Source organism: Nonomuraea sp. WAC 01424 (assembly GCF_003947315.1).
In the GTDB taxonomy this organism is placed as follows: domain Bacteria; phylum Actinomycetota; class Actinomycetes; order Streptosporangiales; family Streptosporangiaceae; genus Nonomuraea; species Nonomuraea spiralis.
Genome location: NZ_QHHZ01000001.1, coordinates 546088 through 571411, shown reverse-complemented (window position 1 = coordinate 571411; position 25324 = coordinate 546088). Strand labels below are relative to the sequence as shown.

Here is a 25324-nt window from a genome sequence, read left to right as displayed (position 1 = left end):
ACATGTCGGTGTTGCAGAGCTTCGTGGACAGTGTGCGCAGCGGCGCGATCGAGGTGATCGACCTCACCGCGCCCCTCGCGCCGGAGACGCCGGTCCTCCAGTTGCCCGAGCCGTTCGGCAACACCATCCCGTTCCGGCTGGAGGAGATCAGCCGCTACGACGACCGCGGCCCGGCCTGGTACTGGAACGACATCCACACCGGCGAGCACACCGGCACCCACTTCGACGCCCCCGTCCACTGGGTCACCGCCCGCGACGGCCAGGACGTCTCCCAGGTGCCCGTACGCAGCCTGATCGCCCCCGCGGTCGTGATCGACCTGGCCGCCGAGGCGTCCAAGGACCCCGACTTCCTCCTCCAGATCGACCACGTCAAGGAGTGGGAACGCGCCAACGGCCCGCTGCCCGAGGGCGGCTGGCTGCTCTACCGCACCGGCTGGGACGCGCCCGCCGCCGACCAGGCCGCGTTCCTGAACGCCGACGAGACCGGCCCGCACACGCCCGGCATCTCGGCCGAGTGCGCCTCCTGGTTGGCCGCCGAGACGCCGATCCTCGGGATCGGCGTGGAGACCGTCGGCACCGACGCCGGCGCCGCCCACTCCTTCGACCCGCCCTTCCCGTGCCACTCCTTCCTGCTCGGCGCCGGCAAGTACGGCCTGACCCAGCTCCGCAACCTCGACCGCCTGCCCGTGACCGGGGCCGTCATGGTCGCGCCGCCGCTGCCCATCGTGGGCGGCTCCGGCAGCCCCGTCCGGGTCCTCGCCCTGGTGGAGCGTTGACCGTTACGGAGACGGCCGCGGCGGCGGTCGGCCGGGTGCTGGCCGCCCAAGGCGTCCGTACGGCGTTCGGGGTGGTCGGCAGCGGCAACTTCCACGTCACGAACGCGCTGGTCGAGCACGGCGTACGCTTCGTCGCGGCCCGGCACGAGGGCGGGGCGGCGACCATGGCCGACGCCTACGCCCGGATGAGCGGCGAGGTCGGCGTCGTCACGGTGCACCAGGGGCCGGGGCTCACCAACGCGATGACCGGCCTCACCGAGGCGGCCAAGAGCCGTACGCCGATGGTCGTGCTGGCCGGCGAGGCGACCGACGCGCGCTCCAACTTCCACATCGACCAGGAGGCCCTGGCCACGGCGGTGGGCGCGGTGCCCATGCGCGTCACGGACGCCGGGCGGGCGGGGGAGCGGGCCCTCGAAGCGTTCCGGGTGGCCGCGCGGGATCGCCGTACGGTCCTGCTCAACCTCCCCCTCGACGTGCAGTCCATGCCGTCGAACGCCCCCGTCCCCGTCCCCGCCGTCGGCGACGCCGAGCGGTCCGGCGCTCCGGCCGGGGTGGTCGGCGGGACGGCGGAGCTGGGGCGGCTGCTGGCCGCGGCGCGGCGGCCGGTGTTCATCGCGGGGCGCGGCGCCCGGCACGCCCGGCGCGAGCTGGAGGCGCTGGCCGACCGCACCGGCGCCCTGCTGGCCACCTCGGCCGTCGCCAAGGGCCTGTTCCGCGGCAGCCCGTGGGACCTCGACGTGAGCGGCGGCTTCGCCACCCCGCTGGCCGCCGAGCTGATCCGCGGCGCGGACCTGGTCGTCGGCTGGGGCTGCGCGCTGAACATGTGGACGACCCGCCACGGCTCGCTGGTCCCGCCGGGGGCGAAGGTGGCCCAGGTCGACCTCGACCCGGCGGCCGTCGGCGCCTACGTCCCGGTCGATCTGGGGGTGATCGGCGACGTCCGCGCCGTGGCGGCCGCCCTGACCGGGCCGGACGGCGGCGCGCCGGGTTACCGGTCGGCCGAGCTGGCCGCGCGCGTCCGGGCCGAGGGACGCTGGCGGGCGGTGCCGTACCGGGACGAGAGCGGCGCGGGCCGGATCGACCCGAGGACGCTCACCATCGACCTGGACGACCTGCTCCCGATCGAGCGTGTCGTGTCCGTCGATTCCGGCAACTTCATGGGATATCCCTCGATGTTCCTCGACGTGCCGGACGAGGGCGGGTTCTGCTTCACCCAGGCGTTCCAGTCGATCGGGCTCGGCCTGGCGACCGCGATCGGCGCCGCGCTGGCCCGGCCCGACCGGCTGCCGGTGGCCGCCCTGGGCGACGGCGGCGCGTTCATGGGCCTCGCCGAGCTGGAGACCGTCGTCCGGCTGGGCCTGCCCATGGTGGTCGTGGTCTACGACGACGAGGCGTACGGCGCGGAGGTGCACCACTTCGGGCCGCACGGGTTCCCGCTCGACACCGTCCGGTTCCCGCCCGCCGACCTGGCCGCGATCGCCAGGGGCCACGGGTTCGCCGCCGTGACCGTCACGGACCGCGCCGACCTCGCCGGTGTGGCCGAATGGCTCAAGGGGCCCCGGGACCGCCCGCTGCTGGTGCACGCCAAGATCACCGGTGAACGCGGCTCCTGGTGGCTGGAGGAGGCGTTCAAGGGCCACTGAACGGCCGGGCACGAGGGACAGACCGGCGTGCGCGGACCGTGGCGCGGGGTGCAGGGTGCCAGGTGGTGCGGTCAGAGCTTGCGGTAGGTGCGGGCCTCCTCGGCGGCGGCCAGCACCTCCGCCAGCGACCCGCCCACGCACGCCGCCACGCACGCCGCCACCGCCCCCTCCACGAACGGCACGTCCGCGATCACCACCCGCCCCTCCTCCTCCAGCAGCCGGGCGGTCAGCACCGAGCTGCCCAGATCGGGGATGATCAGCACGCCGTCGCCCCGGTCCACGGACCGGATCGCCTGCTCCACGAGGTCGAAACTGGTGCCGAGGCCGCCGTCCGCGGTGCCGCCGGCCGCCGCCACCGGCACGGGCTCGCCGGCGATCCCGCGCGCCAGCGCCGCCGTCTCGGCCGCCAGCCCGGCACTGTGCGAGACCAGCACCACCCCGACCATCAGCCCTCCGCCCGCGCCGCCGTCGCCAGGGCTTCCATGATCAGGGCGGTCGAGGCCGCGCCCGGGTCCTCGTGTCCCATGCTGCGTTCGCCCAGGTAGCTGGCCCGGCCCTTGCGGGCCTGGAGCGGGATCGTGTCCCGTGCGCCCTCGGCCGCCGCCGCCGCGGCCCGTTCGAACGCCTCCAGGGCCCCGATGCCGTCCCGTACGGCCAGGGCCAGCGCCCGCGAGGCGGGGACCAGCGCGTCCACCATGGTCTTGTCGCCCACCGCCGCCTTGCCCAGCCGCTCCAGCGCGACCACCCCGGCCTCGAACGCCGCCTCGAAGTGGAACAACGTCACCGGGGACTCCAGCGTCCGGCCCATCTGGCGGAACATCGAGCCGTACAGCGGGCCGGAGGCGCCGCCGACGCGGCGGATGAGGGCCGTGCCCGCCTCCGTCAGCACCTGCGCGGGCGAGCTCGGCGGCCGGTCGGCCAGGGCCTTGGCGACCTCGGTGAAGCCGCGGTCGAGGTTCACGCCGTGGTCGGCGTCGCCGATGGCCGCGTCGAGCTCGGTCAGCCGCTCGCGGTCGCGGCGTACCAGCCTGGCCGCCTCGTCGAGCCAGGCCACGAAGAGGCCGGTGTCCATCACCGGCCCCAGCGCAGCGCCGGTGTCTCGACCGGCGCGTCCCACAACCGTGTGAGTGTGTCGTCGAGCCGGCACACGGTGACCGAGAAGCCCTGCATGTCCAGGCTCGTCACGTAGTTGCCCACGAGCGAGCGGGCCACCCGGGCGTCCTTGCCCTTCACGAACGCGGCCACCTCCGCGAACAACACGTACAGCTCCATGAGCGGGGTGCCGCCCATGCCGTTCACCATGACCAGCAGGTCGCCGCGGAGCGCCAGGTCGCTGTGCAGGGCCTCCATGGCGACGGCGGCCAGCTCGCGGGCCGAGGCCATCGGCACCCGCGTGCGGCCCGGCTCGCCGTGGATGCCGATGCCCAGCTCCACGTCCGTGTCGGGCAGGTCGAACGTCGGCTTGCCGGCCGAGGGCGTCGTGCACGAGGTCAGCGCGATGCCGAAGGACCGGCTGCGTTCGTTCACCTCGCCGGCCACCCTGGCCACCTCGGTCAGCGGCGCGCCCTCCTCGGCCAGCGCGCCCGCGATCTTCTCCACGAACACCGTCGCGCCCGTGCCGCGCCGTCCGGCCGTGTAGAGGGAGTTCTGGACGGCCACGTCGTCGTCGACCAGCACGCTGACCACGTCGTTGTCCTCGGCCAGCTCGGCGGCCATCTCGAAGTTCAGCACGTCGCCGGTGTAGTTCTTGACGATGTGCAGCACGCCGGCGCCGCCGTCGACGGCCCGGGTGGCCTCGATGATCTGGTCGGGCACCGGCGAGGTGAAGATCTCGCCGGGGCAGGCGGCGTCCAGCATGCCGTACCCGACGAACCCGGCGTGCAGGGGCTCGTGGCCCGAGCCGCCGCCCGACACCAGCCCCACCTTGCCGGAACGCGGCCCGCCGGCCCGGTAGACCACGCGGTCCTGGACCCGCAGCGAGGGGTGGGCCGCGGCCATCCCGCCCAGCGCGTCCTCGACGGCGGACTCCGCGGTATTGATGAGCTTCTTCATGGTCAGAACATCTGCCCGTTCTCGCGCGGGAGCAAGCACCGCGGGACGAACCGGCGATCCGGCGGCCGGACGAGGCCGCTGACGACCGTCCGACCGGTCCGAGTAGGCTACCTTCTGGTCATGGCTGAGATTGTGTACCCGCCGGTGATCGCCGCCGCGCGGACCCTCTTTCGCGTGCTCGACTACCGCTTCCACATGGAGGGCACCGAGCACGTGCCGCGGACCGGGGGCGCGGTGCTGGTGAGCAATCACATCAGCTATCTCGACTTCATCTTCGCCGGGTTCGCCGCGCTGCCGTCGAAGCGGCTGGTGCGCTTCATGGCCAAGCAGGACGTCTTCGACCACCGTATCTCCGGGCCGCTCATGCGGGGCATGCACCACATCCCGGTCGACCGGGGGGCCGGCGCCGGCTCGTACGCCACCGCGCTGCGCAAGCTGAAGGCCGGTGAGGTGGTGGGCGTCTTCGCCGAGGCCACGATCAGCCGCTCCTTCACCGTCAAGGAGATCAAGAACGGCGCCATCCGCATGGCCCAGGCCACCAACGTGCCGGTCATCCCGGTCGCCCTGTGGGGCAGCCAGCGGATGTGGACCAAGGGCCGGCCCAAGCAGCTCACCCAGCGGCACGTGCCGATCACCATCCTGGTGGGGGAGCCGTTCCACCCCAAGCGGGGCGAGGACGTCAACCAGCACACCACCGACCTGCACGTACGCCTGTCGGAGCTGGTCGACCGGGCCCAGCGCACCTACCCGGAGGTCCCGCCGGGCGTGTGGTGGCAGCCCGCGCACCTGGGCGGCACCGCGCCCACCCCCGAGGAGGCGGCCGCCATGGACGCCGGCGGGGCCGAGGCCCGCGCCGCGAAGGAGTGAGCCCGCGCCCCCGGTCTCAGATGGCGGCCTGGTAGGCGCTGGCGCGCATGCCGGCCAGCAGGCCCGCCGTCTGCTCGGGCGTGTAGCGACGTACGGGGTCGTGGTGGAGCAGCCCCTCGATCAGGGGACGCATCACCCCGGCCCGCCGCGGCGGCGGATACGGGCCGCTGCGGGCCATGCCGAGCACCGTGGCCGCGTCCTGGCCGGGGTAGGGCGGCTGGCCCTCGATGGCGCTGTAGAGGGTCGCGCCGAAGGACCACATGTCGGCCTCCTTGCTGGCCGGCCCGCCGTGCAGCCGCTCCGGGGCCATGAACGCGGGTGTGCCGCGCAGCCGCCGCGAGGTCGTCATGCGGATGTCGCCCTCGGCGGTGGCGATGCCGAAGTCGGTCAGCACCACGCGGTCGCCGGTCAGCATCACGTTCGCGGGCTTGACGTCACGATGGAGCACGCCGGCCTTGTGCGCGGTGCGCAGCGCGGCGAGCAGGTGCTGCCCGATCGCGGCCACCGACTGCGCGGGCAGTGTGCCCACCTGCGAGAGCAGCTGGTGGAGTGAGAGCCCGTGAAGGTACTCCATCACGATCCAGAGCTTGCCGCCCACTTCCATCAGGTCGTGGACCGTGACGATGTTGGGGTGCGTCAGCCCGGCGGCCATCCGGGCCTCACGCAGCACCCGGCGGCGCACCATCTCGGCCTCACCGGCCAGAGTCAGCTCCTTCAACGCCACCTCTCGGTGGAGGAGCCGATCGAACGCCCGCCAGACGACTCCCATACCCCCACGACCGGCCTCCTCGTTCAGGAGGTACCGTCCGCCGATCTCCCGCATACCATCCCCTCAAGCTCGGGGATAATCATGTCATCTCCGCACGCGACATTGGGTGCCTAAGGTGATCTGGATATGTCGGAAAGTGTAGGTGTGCTGGTCAGCGCCGCAGAAATTCGCCCCGGCATGGCGCGCCACACCAGTCCCACCGCCACCAGTCCCAGCCCCGCGGCCCCGGCCAGGACGGCCGCCAGCCCGAAGAACTCGCCCGCCACGCCGCCGAGCGCGGCCCCCAGCGGCATACCGCCCATGCCGACCAGCCGGTAGGCCGAGTTCACCCGTCCCAGCAGCTCGCCGGGGATCACGCGCTGCCGTACCGAGACGACGAGTACGTTGGCCGCCGCCCCCGTGACGCCCCACACCACGGCGACCGGGTACAGCGCCCACGGCGAGGGCACCAGCACGGGGACGAGCAGCAGCAGGCTGCTCGTCAGCCACGCCCCCACCAGCACGGCCTGCTCGCCGAGCAGCCGCGTGGCCGGTCCGGTCAGCGGCGAGCCGAGCACCGCGCCCGCCGCGAGCGCGGTCATCATCAGGCCGTAGCCGCCCGGTTCCAGGCCCATGCGCGACCCGTCGCCGACGGCCCACAGGACGAAGACGGCGAAGTAGGCCGCGCTGGAGACGTTCAGCAGGCCGGCCGAGAGCGCCAGGCTGCGCAGGAACCGGTGGGACCACAGGTAGCGCAGCGCCTCGCCGATGTCGGCGCGCAGCCGGCGGCGCGGCCCGGCCGGTGCGGCGCGGTACGAGCCGCGCATGCCGGTCAGGAGCAGGGCGGCGGCGCCGTACAGGAGGGCGGGGGCGCCGAAGAGGGCGGCGGGCAGGAGGGCGGCGAGCAGCCCGGCCACCGGGCCGCCGACGAAGTCGTTGCCGATGGTCTGGGCGCTGACGATCCGGCCGTTGGCCCGGGTCAGGTCCTCCCGCGAGACGGTCATGGGCAGGACGGACTGCGCCGAGAGGTCGGCGAAGACCTCGCTCACACCGGCCGCGAACACCACCGCGAGCAGCACCCACAGGTTCAGCAGGCCCATGGCGGCCAGCAGCGTCCCCGTCGCCAGCACCGCCGTACGGACCGCGTTGGCCAGCGCCATGACCCGGCGGCGGTCGGCCCGGTCGGCGACCGCCCCCGCGTGCAGCGCGAACAGCAGCCACGGCGCGGGCGCGGCGGGCCCGGCCAGCGACACCAGCGTGGGGGAGCGCGTCATGGACACGGCCAGCAGGGGCGCGCCGACCCTCAGGACGCCGTCGGCGAGGTTCGACAGCGCGGTGGAGGACCACAGGAACCCGAAGGCCCGGCCCAGACGTGTCACGGCTCACTCCGATAGTGTGTAAGGAAAAGTGTGCATAGATTCCTTTGCAAAGATAGGCTTGCACAGTGAGCGAAGGCAAGAGCTTTTCCGCGCGGGCCCTCGACGCGAACGCGCTGAAGTCGTTCGCGCACCCCCTGCGGCTGCGCATCTACGAGCTGCTCGACGAGCACGGCCCGTCCACGGCCACCGGGCTGGCCGGCCTGCTCGGGCAGAACACCGGCGCGACCAGCTACCACCTGCGGGAGCTGGCCCGGCACGGCATGATCGAGATCGCGCCCGAGCTGGGCCGGGGCAAGGAGAAGTACTGGCGCATCACGCCCGGCGGCTTCAGCTACGCGCCGTCGGAGGAGGACTCGGGGAGGGACCCGGAGGCGGCCGACGCCCTGGACTTCCTGATGGACGACCTGGTCCGGCAGCGCGGCGCGGAGCTGACCCGCTGGCGCGAGGCGTTGGGGCGGGCGCCCGAGGAATGGGTGCGGGCCGGCATGTTCGCCCGCCGGTCCCTGCGGCTCACCCCGGCCGAGGCGACCGCTCTGAGCGAACAGGTGCTGGAGGTGCTGGACCACTACCGGAAGTTGTCGGACGGCAGGGACGTGCCCGCCGGTGGCGGGCACGTCGTCGTGCACTTCGACGTCCTGCCGCTCGGGGCCACCGGCGACCGGCCGGAGGACCCGGCCTAGGGTTCTCCCCGGCCCCGGCCCCCGGCCCCCGGCGGCCGTTCAGGAGATCAGGGTCAGGAGATCAGGGTCAGGGCGCGCTCGGCGGTGCCCTCGGGCGCCTTGGCGGGCGAGCCGGCGTCGAACGGCGGGCGCGGGTCGTACTCGATCGCGAGCTGCACCGCCTGCGCCGTCTCGGCGTCGTTCGCCTGGGCCAGCAGGGTCAGGGCCATGTCGATCCCCGCCGAGACCCCGGCGGCCGTCACGACCTTGCCCTCGACGACCACGCGCTCGCTCACCGGCTCGGCCCCGAAGTTGCCCAGGCCGTCCAGCACCGCCCAGTGGCTGGTCGCGCGCAGGCCCTTGAGCACCCCGGCCGCACCCAGCAGGTACGAGCCGCTGCACACCGACGTCGTCCACCGCGTGTGCTCGTGGGCCTCGCGCAGCCAGCCCAGCAACGCCTGGTCGGACAGGGCTTCGAGGGTGCCGGGCCCGCCGGGCACGACGACCACGTCGGGACGGGGCAGGTCGGCGTAGGAGGCCGTGGCGGCGATCGACAGGCTGCCCCGGTCGTCGAGCACCGGCCCCGCCTGCCCGGCCACGAACGTCACCGTCACGCCGGGCGCGAACGCCAGCACGGTGTAGGGACCGACCGCGTCGAGCGCGGTGAAACGGGGATAGAGCGGAATGGCCACGTGCATGGTGTCATTTCTCCTTCGACTGGAATCTGCGGCGGTGCTCGCCCGGCGAGACCCGCCAGTGACGGCGGAAGACGCGGTAGAGGCTCTCCGGCGTGCCGAGCCCCGACTCCCTGGCCACGGTCTCCAGCGGGTGCCCGGTGACCTCCAGGAGGCGTCTGGCGGCGTCGGCGCGGCTGCGTTCGACGTACCGGCCGGGGGACAGGCCGGTCTGCTCGGTGAAGACGCGGGAGAAGTGGCGTTCGCTCATCCCGACGCGCCGGGCGAGCGCGGGCACGCTCAGGTCGGCGGCCGGGTTGGCGTCGATGTAGCCCTGGAGTTCCCGCAGCGGCAGGCTGCGCGGCGTCATGGCCCGCATCGGCGCGCTGAACTGGCTCTGCCCGCCCGGCCTGTGCAGGTAGACGACGAGCCCACGGGCCACGTCGCGGGCCAGCTCGTGGCCGTGGTCCCTGGCCACCAGCGCGAGCGCGAGGTCCACACCGGACAGCACGCCCGCCGAGGTCCACACGTTGCCGTCCTCGATGTAGAGGGGGTCGGGGTCCACCTCGACATCGGCGTAGCGCCTGCGCAGGTCGTCGGCGGCCAGCCAGTGGGTCGTGGCCCTGCGCCGGTCCAGCAGCCCGGCCTCGGCCAGCAGGAACGCCCCGTTGCAGACCGAGGCCACCCGGTCGGCCCGCGCCGCCAGGCCGGAGATGGCCTCGACCAGCGCGCGATCCTCGAGCTGCCGGGGCACCGACAGCCCGCCGGCGACCAGGAGCGTGTCGATCGCCCCGGTCACCTGGCCCAGCGCCCCCGCCACGACGGCGAGCCCGTTGTGCGCGCTCACCGCCCCCGCCTGCACGGCGGCCACCTCGACCCGGTAGCCGCGCCCCCGCGCGATCAGGTCGGCGGTCGAGAACACGTCGGCCGGCCCGGCCATGTCCAGCAACTGGAAGCCCGGGAAGACGACGATCACGATCCGCCGACGCATGTCTTCATGCTGGTCGCGGCCCCGCGACGGCGTCAATGACACAAACCTTGCACATTACGCCATGGCCGGTCCGGGAATTGGAAACGGCCGACACCCCCTACCAGGGTGCCGGCCGTTGCTCTGGAGGGCGTCAGCCCATGTGCGGGTAGCGGTGGTCGGTCGGCGGGACGAACGTCTCCTTGATCGTGCGGGCGTTCACCCAGCGGATCAGGTTGAAGATCGAACCGGCCTTGTCGTTGGTGCCCGAGGCCCGCGCGCCGCCGAACGGCTGCTGGCCCACGACCGCGCCCGTCGGCTTGTCGTTGACGTAGAAGTTGCCCGCCGCGAAGCGCAGCCGCTCCGCGGCCGAGGCGATGGCGTACCGGTCCTGGGCGATGATCGACCCGGTCAGCGCGTACGGCGCGATGCCCTCCATCTGGGCGAGCACCGTGTCGAAGTCGCGGTCCTCGTAGACGTGCACGCCGAGGATCGGCCCGAAGTACTCCTTGACGAAGATCTCGTCGGTCGGGTCGGCGCACTCCAGGACGGTCGGCTTGACGAAGTAGCCGACGCTGGAGTCGTACGAGCCGGTGAGCACGTCGATGTTCGAGGCCGCCCGCGCCCGGTCGATGGCCTCCTTGTGCTTGCCGAAGGCCCGCTCGTCGATGACCGCGCCCATGAACGTCGACAGGTCGGCCGCCACGTCGCCCACGGTCAGCGACTCGGCCACGCCCACGAAGTCGTCACGCATCCGGTTCCAGACCGAACGCGGCACGTACGCCCGCGAGGCCGCCGAGCACTTCTGGCCCTGGTACTCGAAGGCGCCCCTGACCAGCGCGGTCGTCAGCACCGCCGGGTCGGCCGAGGGGTGGGCCAGTACGAAGTCCTTGCCGCCGGTCTCGCCCACCAGGCGCGGGTAGCCGTGGTAGGAGGCGATGTTGGCGCCGACCGTGCCCCACAGGTGCTGGAAGGTCGGGGTGGAGCCGGTGAAGTGGATGCCGGCGAGGGCCGGGTGCGTCAGCGCCACCTCGGAGATGGCCTGCCCGTTGCCGGTGACCAGGTTGATCACGCCGGGAGGCAGCCCGGCCGCCTCCAGCAGCCGCATCGTGAAGTGCGCGGCGAACTGCTGGGTCGGGGACGGCTTCCAGACGACGACATTCCCCATCAAAGCAGCAGAAGTCGGCAAATTTCCGGCGATGGCGGTGAAGTTGAACGGCGTGATCGCCAGCACGAACCCCTCAAGGGGCCGGTACTCCATCCTGTTCCACACGCCCGGCGACGAGATCGGCTGGTCGGCGTAGAGCTGACGGGCGTACGTCACGTTGAAGCGCAGGAAGTCGATCAGCTCGCAGGCCGCGTCGATCTCCGCCTGCTGCGCCGACTTCGACTGCCCCAGCACGGTGGCGGCGTTCAGCGTCTGCCGCCACGGCCCGGCCAGCAGGTCGGCGGCCTTGAGGAAGACCGCGGCCCGCTCGTCGAAGGACAGTGCCCGCCAGGCGGGCGCCGCCCGCAGGGCGCTGTCGATCGCGTCCTGCACGTCCTGAGCCGTAGCGTCGTTGGTACGGCCCAGGACGGAGGCATGGTTGTGCGGCTGCACCACGTCGATGGGCGCGCCGCCGCCGAGCCGCTGCTCGCCGTCGATGGTCATGGTCAGGTCGATGGCGGAGCCGGACAGCTCCTTGAGGCGGTCCTCCAGTGCCGAACGCTCGGCGCTGCCCGGCGCGTAGCCGAGTACGGGCTCGTTCGCGGGGACGGGGACGTTGCTGATGGCATCCATTTACTTACCCCCAAGGGCACGAAGGAAGAAGGCGACGTTGGCGGGGCGCTCGGCCAGCCGGCGCATGAAGTAGCCGTACCAGTCGTCGCCGTAGGGGACGTACACGCGGACCGTGTGGCCGGCCCCGGCGAGGGCCTCCTGCCGGTCGGTCCGGATCCCGTAGAGCATCTGGAACTCGTGGTCGCCGAGCGTCCGCCCGAAGCGGTCGGCGAGCAGTTCGGTGATCGAGATCAGCCGGTCGTCGTGCGTCGCCACCATGGGGTAACCCTTCCCCGCCATGAGGATGCGCAGGCATCGCACGTACGCCTTGTCCACGGCCTGCTTGCCCTGGTGCGCGACCGAGGCGGGCTCGCGGTAGGCGCCCTTGACCAGCCGTACCCGTGACCCCTCGTGGGCCAGGTCGCGGCAGTCGTCCTCGCTGCGGAACAGGTACGCCTGGATGGCCACGCCGGTCGTCGGGTAGTCCTCACGCAGCTTGCGCAGGATGCCCAGCGTCGAGTCGACGGTGGTGTGGTCCTCCATGTCGAGCGTCACGGTCGAGCCGTTGGCCGCGGCGGCGGCGCAGATCTCGCGGGCGTGCTCCAGGGCCATCCCGTCGTCGAGCCGCTGGCCGACGGCCGACAGCTTCACCGACACCTCGCCCCGGCGGCCGAGCTGCAGCGGCTTGAGCGCCTCCAGCAGCGTCACGTACGCCTGCGCCACGGTCTCGGCGGCCTGCGCGTCGCGCGTCTCCTCGCCGAGGTGGTCGACGGTCACGGCCAGGTTCGCGTCCCGCAGCCGTTCGATGGCGTTGCGGGCCTCCTGGACGCTCTCGCCGGCGACGAACCGGTCCACCACCTTACGGGTGAGCGGGAAGCCTGACACGGAGCGGCGTACGACGCCGCTGCCGGAGGCGGCAAGGAGCAGTTGACCCAACATGCCTCAATTCTAGAAACCCCAGGTCAGAAGGGGCCATGAACGCGCGTAACGAGCGATGTGGCAGGCTGTCATACAAATGCACAACACCTCAGACCTTCAGGAGATCGTCGACGAGATCGCCGCCACGCTGGGGGCGTCCGCGACGCTGGAGGACCGCTCGTTCCGCCTGCTCGCCTACGGCGCCCAGCACGGCGACATCGACACGGTCCGCCAGGAGTCCATCCTGCGCCGGCGCGCCACCGGCGAGGTGCGCGACTACTTCGAACGCTACGGCATCGCCAGGGCCGGCGGCCCGGTCCGGATCCCGGCCGACGCCGAGCTCAAGGTGCTGGCCCGGGTCTGCTGGCCGCTGCGGCACGGCGAGGTCACCTACGGCTACCTGTGGCTGCTCGACTCCGGCAGCCTCACCGACGACGCCCTGCGCGGCGTCGCGCCGCTGGTCGCCAGGGCCGCCGCCGCGCTCGCCCAGGAGGCCAGGAGCCGCCAGGACCTCGGACGCGGCCTGCTCGCCCTGTTCTCCGCCGACCCCGAGGAACGCGCCGCGGCCTCCATCGAGGTGCCCGGCCCGGTCACCGCCGTCGCCGTACGCGAGTCGAGCGAGCGGGTGGCCGCCCTCTGGACGCTCCCGCGCGGCGTGCTGGCCCGTACCGGCTCGCCCGTCGCCCTGCTCGCCCCCGCCCACCTGGCCGGGGAGGTCGCCCAGACCCTCCAGAGCGCGTACGGCACCGCCGCCGGCATCGGCGCACCCAGGAACGACCCGGCCGACGCCTGGCAGAGCTGGCGCGAGGCCCGCCAGGCGCTGCGCATCGCCGAGCACTTCCCCCGGCACGCCCCCATCGCCCGCTGGCCGGACCTCGGCGTCCACCGCCTGCTGGCCCGGCTCGGCCGCTCCGACCTGCACGAGCTGGCCGCCGAGACCGGCGCGCTGGACCCCGAGCTGGCCCAGACCCTCGAGGCCTACCTCGACCTCGGCGGCCACGCCCAGAAGACGGCCGCCGAGCTGGGCATCCACCGCCAGACCCTCTACTACCGCCTGGGCAAGGCCGAACGCCTCCTGCACCGCGACCTGTCCGACGGCGACGACCGGCTGACCGTGCACCTCGGGCTGAAGGCGGCCAGGCTGCTGCCTCAGGACAGCCGGTAGACCTTCACCCAGTCCACGTACATCGACACCGTCGCCGGGGTGGAGGAGTCGCGGCAGCGCGGCTCGCAGACCACGTCGTTCTGCAGCGCGAGGCCCATTTTGCCGCCGTCCGGCACGTACGCGCCCCGGTAGTCCCACACCTTCCGGCCGTCCAGCCAGAACGTCAGCCTGCCGGGCAGCCGGTCCACCGCGACCGTGTGCCAGCGGGTGAAGTCGGCCCGGAGCTGCCGCTGCGCGCGCCCGCGCCCGCCGTGCACGAAGATCCGGCCGCCCTGCCGCCGGGGGTCGACGATCTCGGCGAAGTCGACCTCGGCGTAGCCGTCGCCCTCGCCCTGCGCGGTCGGCCACAACAACGCCACCGGCGTGTACCCGTTGCCCGCCTCGGCCCTGAACCTGACCTCCCACCGGCCGTACCGCTGGGCGAGCCTGGTGGCCACGCCGCCGGACAGGTCCTTGCCGCCGTACCGGCCGCCCTTGAGGCGCAGCATCCCGCCGGCGACCGTCGCGGCCTTCCCCGTACGGGGGTTCCGCTCCGCGTCCGGCGAGTGGTAGACCATCCATCTGCTCGTGTCGACGGAGGAACCGTCGAAGTTCTCGACGAGGACGGGCGTGCCCCACGTCTCCGCCTGTGCGCTCTGGGGGAGGGCGAGGGCCGTGAGGAGCGCCGCCGCCGCCAGGATCGAACCGCGTGTAGACATGCCGACCATCGAAGCAAAGACGTCACTCCGGTAACAAGGGCCCCCGAAACGGTGACAAGGGCCCTTGGATCGGTGGCAAGGGCCCCTGGATCGATGGCAAGGGCCCCTGGAACGCCGAAAGGCGGACGGCCCCCGCCGCCCGCCCCTCGCCGCCTGTGTCAGGCGCAGGCCGACTCGTACACGCGGACCAGCTCCTGGCTGACGCGCTCCCAGGAGTAGCGCGAACGGGCCCGGTCGGCGCCGGCGTACCCGAGCGCGGTGCGCAGCGTCGGGTCGCACAGAAGCTCACGGGCCAGCCGCGCGGTGCGGGCCGGCCGGTCCGGCGGGACCAGCAGGCCGGTCACGCCGTCGATCACGGAGTCGAGGTGGGCGCCCACGGACGAGGCGATCACCGGTACGCCGCAGGCCATGGCCTCCAGCGCGACGATCCCCGTCACGGCCTCGCGCGGCACCGAGACCACGGCGTCGGCGCTGCGCATCAGCTTCGGCACCGAGGCCCGCTTGACCTGCCCGAGCAGCGTCACCCGGTCGGCGACGCCGAGCTGCTCGGCCAGCGCGCGCAGCCGGCGCGCGTCCCGGTCCTGGTCCAGGTCCTCGGGCTCGGGGCCGCCCGCGATGAGCAGTTCGACGTCGGTCAGCCCCTGCAACGACCGCACCGCCGTGTACGCCCCGCGCTCGGGCGACAGCGGGCCCACGTGCAGCAGCCGCTTGCGGGTGCCCTTGGTGGCGATCGCGCCGCGCCGCTGGAACCGCTCGGTGTCCACCCCGTACGGCACGATGGCGATGTTGCCGCGCGGCACGCCCAGCCTGATCAGCGCCGACTCCTCGTCGCCCGAGCCGGCGATGACCGCCTTGGCCCTGCGCCCGAGCGCCCGCTCCAGCTTCTGGTGCGTGGCGTCCACGGTGTGGAAGGTCTGCATGACCGGCACGTCCAACCCCTTGGCGCCCGCCACCGCGACGAGCCCCCCGGTCCACGAGTGAGCGTGGATCACGTCCGGCCGCTCCTGGTTCCACCGCTTCATGAGGTGCTCGCCGACGTCGTTGAGGTACGGCACGACGTCGTCGGGCGTCAGGCTCTTGGCCGGGCCCACGTCGATCTGCTCCAAAGTGACACCCGGGGCCACCCGCGTCTTGGGCTTGCCCTCGGCGTCGTCACGGCGGGAGTAGATGGTGACGTGGTGTTCGCGGCCCAGCTCGCGCGCTACGGCGAGGATACGGTGATGCTGGTTTCCCTTGGCGGACGCGACGATCGCAATATTCATGGCACACCTCAGCGTGGAAAAGCCTTCAAGGTGTGCCTGCGTCTTAGGCACGTTGTTCTACGGAACGACAATACCCATGTTTGACTGGTTCGCAAACCCTCGCAGATCAGACACCTCGGAGGGCGAGAACCACGATCTCGTCCCACACCTGGCCGCCGGAGAAGGCGTGCCGGTCGGCCTCCACCGCCTTGACCACGGTGGCCGGGGCCTGCCCCGCGCAGCGTCCCAGCACGTCGGCCAGCCGCTCCTCGCCGTACGGCTCGCCGGAGTCGTTCCTGGAGGAGATCAGGCCCTCGGAGTAGAGCACCAGCGTCTCCCCGACGGAGACCGTCAGCTCCTGCACATCCGTCTCGGCCTCGGGGGAGATGCCGAGCGGCACGCCGCCGCCCGCCGCGAAACGCACGTTGCCGTCGGGCTGCAACAACGCCGCCGGATGGTGACCGGCCGAGGACAACAGGATCGTACGACCCTTGACGAACCCCGCCACGGCCATCACGAACATGCCCGTGCCCTGCGCGACCAGGGCCTGGTTGACCTTGCGCATGACCAGGTCGGGATGGGACTCCCAGGTGCTGAGCACCCGTAGCCCGCCGCGTACCATGGCGCTGACCGAGGCCGCCTCCTCGCCCTTGCCCGCCGCGCCGCCCAGCGCGAACCCCCAGCCGCCCGCGACCGGGAACACGTCGTAGAACTCGGCGCCCACCGACGAGCCCGGATGGTAGACGGCCGACGCCTCGTAGCCGGGCACGTCGGGCAGGTTGCGCGGGGCCACGCTGGCCGACAGCGCGTCGGCGGCCCGTGAGCGGCTCTGGAAGCTCGACTGGGCGCGTACGGCCAGGCCGAGCTGCATCCCCACGTCCTGGAGCACACCGAGGTCGGCCAGCGAGAACGGCTGCCGGTCGTGCGTACGGACCAGCGTGAGCACCCCGTCGGAGTTGCCGATCGGCACCGACAGCAGCGAGCCCGCGCCCATCACGGTCAGCAGCGGCCCGTCGGCGCAGTAGCCGAGCAGCGACTCGTCGTCGACCATCTCGTGCACCACGCCCGAGCCGCGCTCCAGCACCTGCACCACCACCTGGCTGCCGGCCGGGTCGGCCGACTCCACCTGGCGCACCAGCTCGCCCAGCGGATGGTTCTTGGGCGCCACCACCACCGAACGCCGCGGCAGCCCGTCACGCACCATGTCGGCGATCACCCAGTCGGCCCACTCGGCCGCCAGCAGCCGCGTGGTCCGCGGCAACGCCACCGGCCGCAGCAGCGCGTCCTCGTCCAGCAGCAGCGCCCCGATCTTGGCCAGCAGGTCCTGCCGCCTGGACGCCGCCAGCAGCAGCGCCCCGTCGGACTGCTCGGGCCGCCGCGCCCCCGGCTCGGGCAGCTGCACCTCGGTGGGCAGCGCCACGGCCGCCACCATCTGCTGCGGCTCGCCCGGCATCGTCACCCGCGTCAGCGCGAGCTGCACGGTGTGCGTCCGGCCCTGGTGCGCCAGCCGCGTCTCGAACGCCGACGGCTGCCCGGTCTGCAACACCGAGTTCAGGTGCGAACGGAACGCCGCCCGCCTGGAGACGTCCACCAGCAGCGGGAACGACCGCCCGACCAGGTAGCCGTCGGGGCTGCCGAGCACCCGCGAGGTCTCCGGGTTGATCCGCCGGACCACCCCGCCGCCGTCGAGCACGATGACCGGCACCGGGAAGGCCCGGAACACCTGGCGCAGCAGCTTCAGCTCCCGCTGCGTGCCGTCCTTCTTGCCGGAGGCGCGCTTGGGCGCCTTGCGCAACGCCTCGCGCGCCTCGGCGAGCAACTCGGCGGCGGTGTCCAGTTCGGCCAGGGCGGCGTCGAGCGTGGGCGCGAGGTCGGTAGGGTAGGCCGTCCTCGCCTCACGCAAGGACGACACGCGTCCCGCCAGCGCGTCCAGAGCGTGTTCGAGGTCCGGCATGGTCATCCTTTGACGCTACGCCACCGGGGATAACGGTAGCCATAAGGGGTAGGGGCTTCTTGCTATGGAATCGACGGCGATGATCACTCCCGGGCTCGCCCGAGACCTGGCGGCGCTGGGGCGGCTGGGCGAGGACACCTCCACGGAGAGCGTGTTGCGCGGTCTGACCACCGCGCTGGCGGCCGGGGTGCCCGGCTGCTCGGGCGGCTCGGCCGAACACTGGCGCGACCAGCGGGTGCTGGTCTCCGGCTCGCACAGCGAGCTGATCATGCTCGTCGAGGGCGAGCGCGAGCTCGGCGAGGGCCCCTCCGTCGAAGCTCGGAAGACCGGCGCCCGCGCCAGCGTGAGCGACGTGCTGAGCGACAACCGCTGGCCCCGCTACGACGCACTGGCGACCCGCTGGGGGGTGCGCTCGGTGCTGGTCGTGCCCATCGAGGTGGCGCCCGCGCAACTCCTCGTCGGACTTTACTCGGTACGGCCGGGTGCCTTCTCCCCGCAGGCCGCTCATTCGCTGGCCGAGATGCTGACCGAGCAGGTCGGGGTGGCCGTGGCGAACATGTGGGAGTTCGAGGAGGTACGCACCGACGCCGCCCAGCTCCAGGAGGCCCTGGCCGGGCGCTCGGTCATCGACCAGGCCAAGGGCATCATCATGCAGACCAGCGGGTGCACCGCCGAGGCCGCCTTCGAGGAGCTGCGCAGGATCTCGCAGCACCATCAGGTCAAGGTGGCCGATCTGGCCAGACTCCTCGTCGAGGAACACCAGCGCAAGTCGACGCGTCGCCCCTGACACCGGGCGTGGGCCCTTGTGCGAGCCCCGACCCCGACCCCGACCCCGGCCTCATTCCTCAGCCGATGGCGGCCAGTGCGTCGTCGAGCGTGTCGTACAGCGGCAGGCGCTGGGCCAGCCCGGTGATCCACATCACCTTCGACTTCGAGTACTCCACGCCGACCAGCGCGAACTTCGCACTCGAGGCCAGGCTCGTCTGCCAGTGATGGACGATCAGCCCGAGCGCGCGCGAATCCATGAACGTGACCCCGGCCAGATCGAGTATCAGATCGGCTCCGGCCAGCGACAGGTAGTCGGCGAACTGCTCACGCGTCGTGGCGTCGAGCACGCCGTCGACCTTGACGACCGTGATCTCGCCGACGGTCGACGACGTCAGGCTCAGGGCGGCCACGGGCCCTTCGCCGTTTTCGGGCATTGTCACGAAGCAACCCTACTGTCACCACGCGACCGAGGAATACTTCCCGCGGCAGGGGGGACACTGGATCCGAAGTCCAGCAGAGGGCTTTCGTCTCGAGAGTAGAGCGAGGCGTGCCTCTGCCTGGGCTTTTCCTGCTGGCGGAGGCCGCCCTGCGACCCATATGAGGAGCAGCGATGGCTGTGCAGGAATACGTCCTCGAGGAGATGTCAGCGGAAGAGCTCCTGGCCGAGATGGCCAGGGAAGGCACACCCGACAACCACAGGGAACGGCTGCGCGAGCGCATCGTGGAGATGCACCGGCCGCTGGCCATGGAGATCGCGAGGCGCTACCGCTACCGGGGCGAACCCCTGGAGGACCTCCTCCAGGCCGCGTACGTCGGCCTGATGAAGGCCGTCAACGGCTTCGACCCGACTCTCGGCCACGCCTTCAGGGGCTACGCGGTCGTCACGATGACCGGTGAGGTCAAGCGGCACTTCCGCGACCGCACCTGGGCCATCCGGGTGCCGCGCCTCTACCAGGAGCGCCGGTCCGAGCTCAACAGGCTCGTCGCGGACCTCAGCCAGGACCTCGGCCGGTCGCCGACCGTGGCCGAGCTCGCGGCGAAGATGAACATCTCGGAGGAAGACGTCCTGCTCACCCTCGACGCCTCGGCCGCGTACAGCACGCTGTCGCTCGACGCGCCGCTCGGCACCGACGACGACGCGGCCTCGCTCGGCGACGTCATCCCCGAGGACGACGACACACTGAGCACCATGGTCGACCGCGAGGCCGTCAAACCGCTCATCGACGCGCTTCCCAGCCGCGAGAAGCACATCCTGCTGCTGCGCTTCTTCGGCAACATGACGCAGGCCGAGATCGCCGCCGAGTTCGGCATCTCGCAGATGCACGTGTCACGGATTCTTCGTAAGGTACTCGACCAGCTCCGCAGTGAGCTGCTGGTCGGTCAGTGAGAAAAATCGGTCAGTGATCGGTCAGTGAGAGAAGGCGAGTCGCCGGGTGAACGAGGACGTAGAGCCTCAGTCGGGCTACACGAGCCCGCCACCCGGCGTGCCCGTGAAGGAGCTGCGCTTCCGCCTGCCGGATCTGCCGGAGGTGCGGCAGTTCGCCGAGGACGAGGCCCGCGCCACCGGCATGCCGGAGGAGGCCGTCGGCGACTTCGTCATCGCGGTCAACGAGGTGGCGACCAACGCGGTCACGCACGGGGCCGGCCGGGGGGCCCTGCGGACCTGGACGGTGGACGGGGACCTGGTGGTCGAGGTGCACGACGAGGGCGCCTGGAAGCCGGGTCCCCTGCCGGGGGCGGTGGGGGGCATGGGGTTGTGGGTGGCGCGGCTGCTCTCCTCCGATTTCACGTTGCGGGTGGGGAGCGGGGGGAGCACAGTGATCATGCGGTTCCCCGGCAAGAGCTGAGCTGTTCGCTCTGGGCTTTTGGTGGTTGTTTGGCCCGTTCTGGTGCTTGGGGTGGCTGGCTCCAGGTGTTGCGTGCTTACCGGGGGACGGTGGTGCGCGTATCGGGGCGTTTCCGAGGCGTATCTGGGGCTTGTCGCGGCCTGCTGCGGCGGATCAGCGGATCGGTGGACCGGCGGATCGGTGGATTGGCGGATCGGGCGGGAGGCCTGACAGCCTCCCGCCCGATCGTCGTTCTCGTTCTACCCGTCGTTCCCGCTCCACCTGGGGGCTGCCGCCTCTGGGGTTGCCTCTTCTAGCGGCGGGACCGTCCGCGCCAGTTGCTGTAGCCGGAGCGGATGCCCGCCGTACCGACCCCCGCCTGATGCAGGGCCAGCAGGGTCAGCCCGAGCAGCACGAACGTCATGCCGGAGAACCCGCCGGGGATCTTCACGTTCACCAGGTCGAGCAGGAAACCCAGCCCGAAGATGATCGCAGCGACGATTGCGAGCATCTAGATCACCTCCTCGTTTCCTGGGACGAACCGTGCGTGGACAGCGCGAGCAGCCGCTCCAGGACGTTCCGGTAGTCGCGGAACGCCTGCCGCAGGTCCTCGGTGTCGGGGGAGTCCACGTCCTTCCAGCGTTCGCGCAGGGCGTCGGTACGGGAGGTCAGGGAGCTGGTGAGCGACTCCACCACCTCGCCCACCAGGCCGTCGGCGTGCTGGATCGCCTCGGCGGGGTCGTCGACGAAGGACGCCTGCAGGTCGCGCCAGCGGGCCTGCACCTGGGCCGGATCCTGGTCGAACAGGCCGACCTCCAGAGGGGCCGCATGAGAGGGGACGTCGTCGGCGGGACCCTTTTCAGCAGCCCGCCCGCTATCCGTCAGCCCGCTATCCGTCAGCCCGGGATCCGTTAGCTCGTGATCCGCCGGCCCGGGATCCGTCAGCCCGCCTTCCGTCGGCTCGTTGTGAGCCAGCCCGTCATCGGCCCGTCCGTCGTTGGCCGGTCCGTCGTGGGGGTCTTCGTCGGCGGTCCGTCCGCCGTAGGGCTGTTCGCCGGTTGCCCATCCGCCGTGAGACTGGTCGTCGATGGACCGTCCGCTGTGCACCAGTTTGTCTTCGGGGTGTTCGCCGGGGTGGGGTGTGGTTCCGGGCAGGGTGTCCCGGGAGGTCTCGTATCCGGGCGCCTCGTCGGCGGGGATGCCGGTGTGGGCCGGGTCGGGGTCGCGGTCCCGTTCGGCCCCGCGTCCCAAGGGGGTGTCGCGTTCCGGGTCGGCCGGCAGGTCGCCGGCGGGGCCGGTGCTCGCGTACGGGTCCTTGTAGGGCGGCTCGTCGTCGTCCTCGCCGGGCGCCGTGGCAGCGTACCCATGGGCTGCCGGGGCGTGGGCGATCTCGTCACGCCGCCCGAACGCACCACGGCCCGCACCTTCGCCCAGACCCTCACTACGGCTCACGCCTTCGCCCAGGCCCTCGCTACGGCCCACGCCTTCGCCATGGGCCAGGCCCTCGCCATGGACCGAGCCCTCGCTTTGGGCCACGCCTTCGCCATGGCGCGTGCCGCCGTAATCGCCCGTGCCAGCCGTGTCACCCGCGCCAGCCGTGCTGTCCGTGCGGTCGTCCGGGCCGAACCGGCCGTCATCGTGCCGGCCGTCATCGTGCCGGACCTGTCCGGAACCCGCCTCCTCGCGCGCCCTCGGGTCGCGCGCTCTCGGGGCACGCGCCCTCGGATCCCGGTCCTCGTACTCATCACCGGTCTCGCCGATGAGATCCTTGTCCTCGTCCCCGCGCGTCTCGTCCGACCGCTGCGACGGGACCTTGAGCTCGTCCTCGCTTCTGCTGTTGCGCATCTACGTTCACCGCCCTCGCGTGGTCTCGTGCAGCAGTTCCTCGAACAACGCGCGGTAGTGCACCATGGCCTGCCGGAGCTCCTCGGTCGAGGCTTCCTTCCTGGCCGCCCGCCCGCTGATCTCGTGGGCCTTCCTGTAGTGGTCGAGAGTGGCCGCGTGTCCGACCGACAGATCGGACAGCCGCTGCTCGAAGTCGTCCGTGGGGTAACCCCGTTCCGCCATGACGGAGGTGACGAGCTGGTCCGCCTCGGTCACCGCGAACCCGGGCGCGTCGACGAAACGCTCCTGGACCTCGGTCCACCGGTTGGCGTAGGTGTCGCGCGTCTCCTCCGGCAACGGCCGGATGTCGAGCTCGGAATGGCGCTGCTCGCGGGCGATGAGCTCCCGCTCGGCCTCGCGCCGGTTGTCACTCTCGGCCACCGTACGTTCGTACTCAGGGCCGAAACGTTCGCGGAGACGGCTGCGGCGTTGCTGCTGTAGCACGACAAAGCCCACTGCGGCGAGCGCCACCACCGCGACCACGACGACGGCCACCCAGATGAAGGTGGTCATTGATGTTCGCCTCCGGTCTCAGTAACGAGACCTGCGACTGCCCACGATCAGGGTTGTCGAAACTCGCGTACTCAGTGAGCTGCAAGCCCTTTCCTGGCGGCCTCCAGCACCGTCGCGACGTGTGAGCCCGCAGGTGGCGCCGGGACCTCACTGAACCCCTCGGCCGCGTCGTACCGCACGTCGAGCCCCGCGTCCACGAGCCGCTGAGCCCAGCGCAAAGCCGTATTCAACCGCTCGGCCGCCGGCGGCTTCCCCTGCGCCGCCGCCGACAGGTTCCGCAGGTTCGTCGCCGGCCCGGACTGCGCGTGCTCACGCGCCAGCTTCCACGGTACGGCCACGCTGTGGTCCAGCATCGGCTTGGCCAGCCCCGCGGCCCGCTTGGCCTGAAGCACCCCCGACTCCGAAACCCCGAAATGACCGGCCAGCTCCTGCACACTCATCCCGTCGGCCACCAGCCGCGCCAGCTCCGCCCGATCAACGCTCGGCCTCCGCCCCACCACGCCCTCCGCTCCCGCTTTCCGTGTACGCGCCTACCTCCGATGTGCGCTAAGGTTATGACGTCCCGCCCCGCAGGGGGCGGCCGACACAACCGGGACGTAGCGCAGCTTGGTAGCGCACTTGACTGGGGGTCAAGGGGTCGCAGGTTCAAATCCTGTCGTCCCGACCAGGTTTTAGCTGGTCGGTTAGGGGTGCCAGAGGTTCTCTGGTGCCCCTTTTCGGATCTTAAGGAGCCAAACGGGGAGCCACTGCTCTACCCGGCTCGCGACTTGAAGATCTCGTCCATCACCACGGCGCCGTCTGTCAGCGCCGGTCGGATCTCCTGCCGGTACACGGTCTCCGTCACATGCGTTGACGAGTGACCAACGAGGCGAGCGATCTCTTCACTCGCCACCCTGTGAGCGGACAGCAGCGACATGAAACTGTGCCGCAGTTCGCGCGGGCACCAATCCTCTCCGATGCCTGCGGCCGTTGTTATCTTCTTGAATTCGCGCCGGACGTACCAGTGAGCTGTTTTCATCCTTGGCGGAGACTGCTGATCACAGCATGATCGCGAGTCGGAGTTCACCCTGAAGACGCAGAGAACCCCTGGTAGACGGGTGGATCACCACAATCAACACCGTCACCACCAGGGGCTCGGATGCTTTTCTATCGCGCTGCCGTCGATTTGTCGCGCTCAATGCTGAACTACGTGGCCGGGATCATCCGCAGCCACCGCAAGGCCATCCGTTCCACCTGGCGGCGGCTCAACCCCGCCCAGCAAGCCCTGCTGGTGCTGGTCTACCTGCGCAAAGGCGAGACATTCACCGAACTCGGCGCCGGGTTCGGCGTCTCGGCGGCCACCGCCTGGCGCTACGTCGAGGAGACCATCGGTCTGCTGCGGGCCCGTGCCCCCAAGCTCCGCCACGCCTTACGCAGCGCCGATCGAGATGGCCTGCACTACCTGGTGCTGGACGGCATGCTGGTCCACACCGACCGCGTGCGCGCCGATCGGCCGTACTACTCGGCCAAGCATCGCACGCACGGGATGAACATCCAGGTCATCGCCTCTCCAGACGGCACGATCATCTGGACCTCCGGGTCACTGCCGGGCAGCACGCACGACCTGACCGCCGCCCGCATCTGGGGCATCCTGCGCGCGCTGGAACAGGCCGGCATCCTCACCCTGGCCGACAAGGGATACCAAGGCGCCGAAGGCCCGGTCGCCACGCCATACAAGGGACGTGACAAGCCCGCCTCCCAGAAGACGGCCAACCGCTCCCACGCTCGGCTACGCGGACCTGGCGAACGCGCCAACGCCCAGCTCAAGAGCTGGCGCATCCTCCGCAAGCTCCGCTGCTGCCCCCACAAAGCGGGCAAGCTCTGCAAGGCGATCGCCGTCCTGCAGAACTACGAGTTCGCCCGAGGATGAAAAGGCCTCAGTGAGTGTTTGAGATTGGTGATCTCCGTCAGTCGCAGACGATTCTGGCCTGTCGCCGAGCGGGGCCCGTGCAGGTGAGACGGCGGGCCATACCGGCGATGGCAGCCCAGCGGATGACGGCCTCGGAGACCTTCGGGTCTCGTTCGTAGTCGCGGGCCAGACGGCGACAGGCGGTCAGCCAAGCCGGCGTCCTCTCTACCACCCAACGCCGTGCGATGACGCTGAAGCCTCGCTGATCAGCGGGCTTGCGGACGATCTCCAACGTTGTACGCAGGGTGTCGCGGACCCGGTCCACCAGCCGGCCGGCAAACCCCTGGTCGGCGACGATGTGCCGGATCGGGGTGGTCAGATACGCCGACAGCAGGGCGGTCATGGCGCCGTCCCGGTCCTGCCGGCTCGCGGCCATCACCGCGACGGTGACCAGCAGGCCGGTGGTGTCGGTGATGATGAACCGCTTGCGGCCGTTGACCTTCTTACCGGAGTCATGGCCGCGACTGTCACGCCCGACGGTGTCGGCGCCCTTGACGCTCTGGGAGTCGATGACGCCGGCGGACGGCTCGTCGTCGCGGCCGTCCTGGCGGCGGGCCTTGATGCGCAACTCGCGCAGCAGGTCCTCGGTCACCCCGGCCTGCTCCCATTGCTGGAAGTACCAGTACACGGTCTGCCAGGGAGGCAGGTCCGTGGGCAGGTACCGCCACGGGCAGCCGGACCGGACCACGTACAGGATGGCGTTGACGATCTCCCTGCGCGGGTGCTTCTCCGGCCGACCGCCGCTGTTGGGCTCGGGAAGCAGAGGCTCGATGAGGTCCCATTGGGCGTCGGTCAGGTCCGAGGGGTAGCGCTGCGGGGGCATCCGGACACCCTGGTTGCCCACGAGCTGGTCGTCACGCCGCCACGCCGTACATGAATGATCTT

General features: G+C 71.5%; 28 protein-coding genes and 1 tRNA gene. 10 read left to right on the top strand and 19 right to left on the bottom strand.

From position 1 onward, the window contains the following. The first annotated feature begins 2 nt into the window (after positions 1-2). Together DMB42_RS02710 and DMB42_RS02705 are read left to right on the top strand one after the other, a co-directional pair. Positions 3-776 carry a cyclase family protein gene (locus DMB42_RS02710; protein ID WP_125630193.1) on the top strand — a complete coding sequence of 258 codons (774 nt, stop codon included), beginning with the start codon at positions 3-5 and terminating at the stop codon, positions 774-776. Further along, a complete protein-coding gene (locus DMB42_RS02705; protein ID WP_125630191.1) occupies positions 773-2419 on the top strand; it encodes a thiamine pyrophosphate-binding protein in 1647 nt (548 codons plus the stop codon). The genes DMB42_RS02710 and DMB42_RS02705 overlap by 4 nt, the downstream gene beginning before the upstream one ends. Before the next feature lie 71 nt (positions 2420-2490). Here the strand turns inward: DMB42_RS02705 and dhaM are convergent, their stop codons facing one another. The 3 genes from dhaM to dhaK are packed head-to-tail and all read right to left on the bottom strand — an operon-like array spanning position 2491 to position 4471. Further along, entirely contained in the window at positions 2491-2865 is a 375-nt protein-coding gene (gene dhaM / locus DMB42_RS02700) for a dihydroxyacetone kinase phosphoryl donor subunit DhaM (protein WP_125630189.1), read from the bottom strand. After that, the gene (dhaL, locus tag DMB42_RS02695; protein WP_125630187.1) at positions 2865-3491 is read right to left on the bottom strand and encodes a dihydroxyacetone kinase subunit DhaL; all 627 of its coding nucleotides are present in this window, start codon (positions 3489-3491) and stop codon (positions 2865-2867) included. Before dhaL ends, dhaM begins: the two co-directional genes overlap by 1 nt. Beyond that, positions 3491-4471 carry a dihydroxyacetone kinase subunit DhaK gene (gene dhaK / locus DMB42_RS02690; protein WP_125630185.1) on the bottom strand — a complete coding sequence of 327 codons (981 nt, stop codon included), beginning with the start codon at positions 4469-4471 and terminating at the stop codon, positions 3491-3493. Before dhaK ends, dhaL begins: the two co-directional genes overlap by 1 nt. 120 nt (positions 4472-4591) lie before the next feature. Between dhaK and DMB42_RS02685 the strand changes: the two genes are divergently transcribed. After that, positions 4592-5338: a 1-acyl-sn-glycerol-3-phosphate acyltransferase gene (locus DMB42_RS02685; RefSeq protein ID WP_125630183.1), complete on the top strand. Its 747-nt coding sequence runs from the start codon at positions 4592-4594 to the stop codon at positions 5336-5338. A gap of 16 nt (positions 5339-5354) precedes the next feature. On the opposite strand, the gene DMB42_RS02680 is transcribed toward DMB42_RS02685, so the two are convergent. Next, a complete protein-coding gene (locus DMB42_RS02680; RefSeq protein WP_125630181.1) occupies positions 5355-6161 on the bottom strand; it encodes a serine/threonine-protein kinase in 807 nt (268 codons plus the stop codon). A 56-nt stretch (positions 6162-6217) separates the two neighbouring features. After that, positions 6218-7465 carry an MFS transporter gene (locus tag DMB42_RS02675; protein ID WP_125630180.1) on the bottom strand — a complete coding sequence of 416 codons (1248 nt, stop codon included), beginning with the start codon at positions 7463-7465 and terminating at the stop codon, positions 6218-6220. 65 nt (positions 7466-7530) lie between these two features. Between DMB42_RS02675 and DMB42_RS02670 the strand changes: the two genes are divergently transcribed. Then, positions 7531-8145 (top strand): helix-turn-helix transcriptional regulator, encoded by a 615-nt coding sequence (locus DMB42_RS02670; RefSeq protein ID WP_125630178.1) that lies wholly within the window; start codon positions 7531-7533, stop codon positions 8143-8145. Positions 8146-8198: 53 nt separating this feature from the next. Here DMB42_RS02670 and DMB42_RS02665 read toward each other — a convergent pair whose 3' ends face one another. From DMB42_RS02665 to DMB42_RS02650, 4 genes are all read right to left on the bottom strand, one after another. Beyond that, on the bottom strand, positions 8199-8822 hold the full coding sequence (locus DMB42_RS02665) for a DJ-1/PfpI family protein (RefSeq protein WP_125630176.1): 624 nt from the start codon (positions 8820-8822) through the stop codon (positions 8199-8201). A 4-nt stretch (positions 8823-8826) separates the two neighbouring features. Continuing rightward, complete coding sequence (locus tag DMB42_RS02660) at positions 8827-9789, bottom strand: GlxA family transcriptional regulator (protein ID WP_125630174.1); 963 nt, start codon at positions 9787-9789, stop codon at positions 8827-8829. Positions 9790-9919: 130 nt separating this feature from the next. Further along, positions 9920-11545 carry an L-glutamate gamma-semialdehyde dehydrogenase gene (pruA, locus tag DMB42_RS02655; protein WP_125630172.1) on the bottom strand — a complete coding sequence of 542 codons (1626 nt, stop codon included), beginning with the start codon at positions 11543-11545 and terminating at the stop codon, positions 9920-9922. After that, positions 11546-12463: a proline dehydrogenase family protein gene (locus DMB42_RS02650; protein ID WP_125630170.1), complete on the bottom strand. Its 918-nt coding sequence runs from the start codon at positions 12461-12463 to the stop codon at positions 11546-11548. It lies immediately after the preceding gene. Between the two features lie 76 nt (positions 12464-12539). Between DMB42_RS02650 and DMB42_RS02645 the strand changes: the two genes are divergently transcribed. Further along, positions 12540-13607 carry a CdaR family transcriptional regulator gene (locus DMB42_RS02645; protein ID WP_125630168.1) on the top strand — a complete coding sequence of 356 codons (1068 nt, stop codon included), beginning with the start codon at positions 12540-12542 and terminating at the stop codon, positions 13605-13607. On the opposite strand, the gene DMB42_RS02640 is transcribed toward DMB42_RS02645, so the two are convergent. From DMB42_RS02640 to DMB42_RS02630, 3 genes are all read right to left on the bottom strand, one after another. Continuing rightward, entirely contained in the window at positions 13592-14305 is a 714-nt protein-coding gene (locus DMB42_RS02640; protein WP_185844434.1) for a glycoside hydrolase family 16 protein, read from the bottom strand. The genes DMB42_RS02645 and DMB42_RS02640 overlap by 16 nt on opposite strands. A 158-nt stretch (positions 14306-14463) precedes the next feature. Next, on the bottom strand, positions 14464-15567 hold the full coding sequence (locus DMB42_RS02635) for a glycosyltransferase (protein WP_125630164.1): 1104 nt from the start codon (positions 15565-15567) through the stop codon (positions 14464-14466). A 106-nt stretch (positions 15568-15673) separates the two neighbouring features. Continuing rightward, positions 15674-17506, bottom strand: a complete 1833-nt coding sequence (locus tag DMB42_RS02630; protein ID WP_260477437.1) for a SpoIIE family protein phosphatase — start codon at positions 17504-17506, stop codon at positions 15674-15676. Between the two features lie 73 nt (positions 17507-17579). On the opposite strand from DMB42_RS02630, the gene DMB42_RS02625 reads away from it, so the two are divergent. After that, positions 17580-18287: an ANTAR domain-containing response regulator gene (locus DMB42_RS02625; RefSeq protein ID WP_260477436.1), complete on the top strand. Its 708-nt coding sequence runs from the start codon at positions 17580-17582 to the stop codon at positions 18285-18287. A gap of 58 nt (positions 18288-18345) precedes the next feature. Here the strand turns inward: DMB42_RS02625 and DMB42_RS02620 are convergent, their stop codons facing one another. Next, positions 18346-18702 carry an STAS domain-containing protein gene (locus DMB42_RS02620; RefSeq protein ID WP_125631162.1) on the bottom strand — a complete coding sequence of 119 codons (357 nt, stop codon included), beginning with the start codon at positions 18700-18702 and terminating at the stop codon, positions 18346-18348. 176 nt (positions 18703-18878) lie between these two features. Here DMB42_RS02620 and DMB42_RS02615 point away from each other — a divergent pair, with 176 nt between their 5' ends. Together DMB42_RS02615 and DMB42_RS02610 are read left to right on the top strand one after the other, a co-directional pair. Continuing rightward, the gene (locus DMB42_RS02615) at positions 18879-19655 is read left to right on the top strand and encodes a SigB/SigF/SigG family RNA polymerase sigma factor (RefSeq protein ID WP_125630161.1); all 777 of its coding nucleotides are present in this window, start codon (positions 18879-18881) and stop codon (positions 19653-19655) included. A gap of 46 nt (positions 19656-19701) precedes the next feature. After that, positions 19702-20115, top strand: coding sequence for an ATP-binding protein (locus DMB42_RS02610; RefSeq protein ID WP_125630159.1), 414 nt, complete (start codon positions 19702-19704; stop codon positions 20113-20115). Positions 20116-20407: 292 nt separating this feature from the next. Here the strand turns inward: DMB42_RS02610 and DMB42_RS02605 are convergent, their stop codons facing one another. The 4 genes from DMB42_RS02605 to DMB42_RS02590 all read right to left on the bottom strand — a co-directional run bounded on the left by DMB42_RS02605 (position 20408) and on the right by DMB42_RS02590 (position 22991). Beyond that, positions 20408-20605 (bottom strand): hypothetical protein, encoded by a 198-nt coding sequence (locus DMB42_RS02605; protein ID WP_125630157.1) that lies wholly within the window; start codon positions 20603-20605, stop codon positions 20408-20410. Positions 20606-20610: 5 nt separating this feature from the next. Then, positions 20611-21939 carry a hypothetical protein gene (locus DMB42_RS02600; protein ID WP_125630155.1) on the bottom strand — a complete coding sequence of 443 codons (1329 nt, stop codon included), beginning with the start codon at positions 21937-21939 and terminating at the stop codon, positions 20611-20613. 6 nt (positions 21940-21945) lie between these two features. Next, positions 21946-22491, bottom strand: a complete 546-nt coding sequence (locus tag DMB42_RS02595; RefSeq protein WP_125630153.1) for a hypothetical protein — start codon at positions 22489-22491, stop codon at positions 21946-21948. A gap of 71 nt (positions 22492-22562) precedes the next feature. Further along, positions 22563-22991, bottom strand: coding sequence for a hypothetical protein (locus DMB42_RS02590; protein ID WP_229824854.1), 429 nt, complete (start codon positions 22989-22991; stop codon positions 22563-22565). A gap of 90 nt (positions 22992-23081) precedes the next feature. On the opposite strand from DMB42_RS02590, the gene DMB42_RS02585 reads away from it, so the two are divergent. After that, positions 23082-23158, top strand: a tRNA-Pro gene (locus tag DMB42_RS02585). A gap of 84 nt (positions 23159-23242) precedes the next feature. Here the strand turns inward: DMB42_RS02585 and DMB42_RS02580 are convergent. Continuing rightward, positions 23243-23509 (bottom strand): tyrosine-type recombinase/integrase, encoded by a 267-nt coding sequence (locus tag DMB42_RS02580; RefSeq protein ID WP_125630151.1) that lies wholly within the window; start codon positions 23507-23509, stop codon positions 23243-23245. 120 nt (positions 23510-23629) lie between these two features. Here DMB42_RS02580 and DMB42_RS02575 point away from each other — a divergent pair, with 120 nt between their 5' ends. Beyond that, positions 23630-24400, top strand: a complete 771-nt coding sequence (locus DMB42_RS02575) for a transposase family protein (RefSeq protein WP_125630149.1) — start codon at positions 23630-23632, stop codon at positions 24398-24400. A 37-nt stretch (positions 24401-24437) separates the two neighbouring features. On the opposite strand, the gene DMB42_RS02570 is transcribed toward DMB42_RS02575, so the two are convergent. Continuing rightward, entirely contained in the window at positions 24438-25262 is an 825-nt protein-coding gene (locus DMB42_RS02570) for an IS5 family transposase (RefSeq protein ID WP_125630147.1), read from the bottom strand. Positions 25263-25324: the final 62 nt, after the last annotated feature.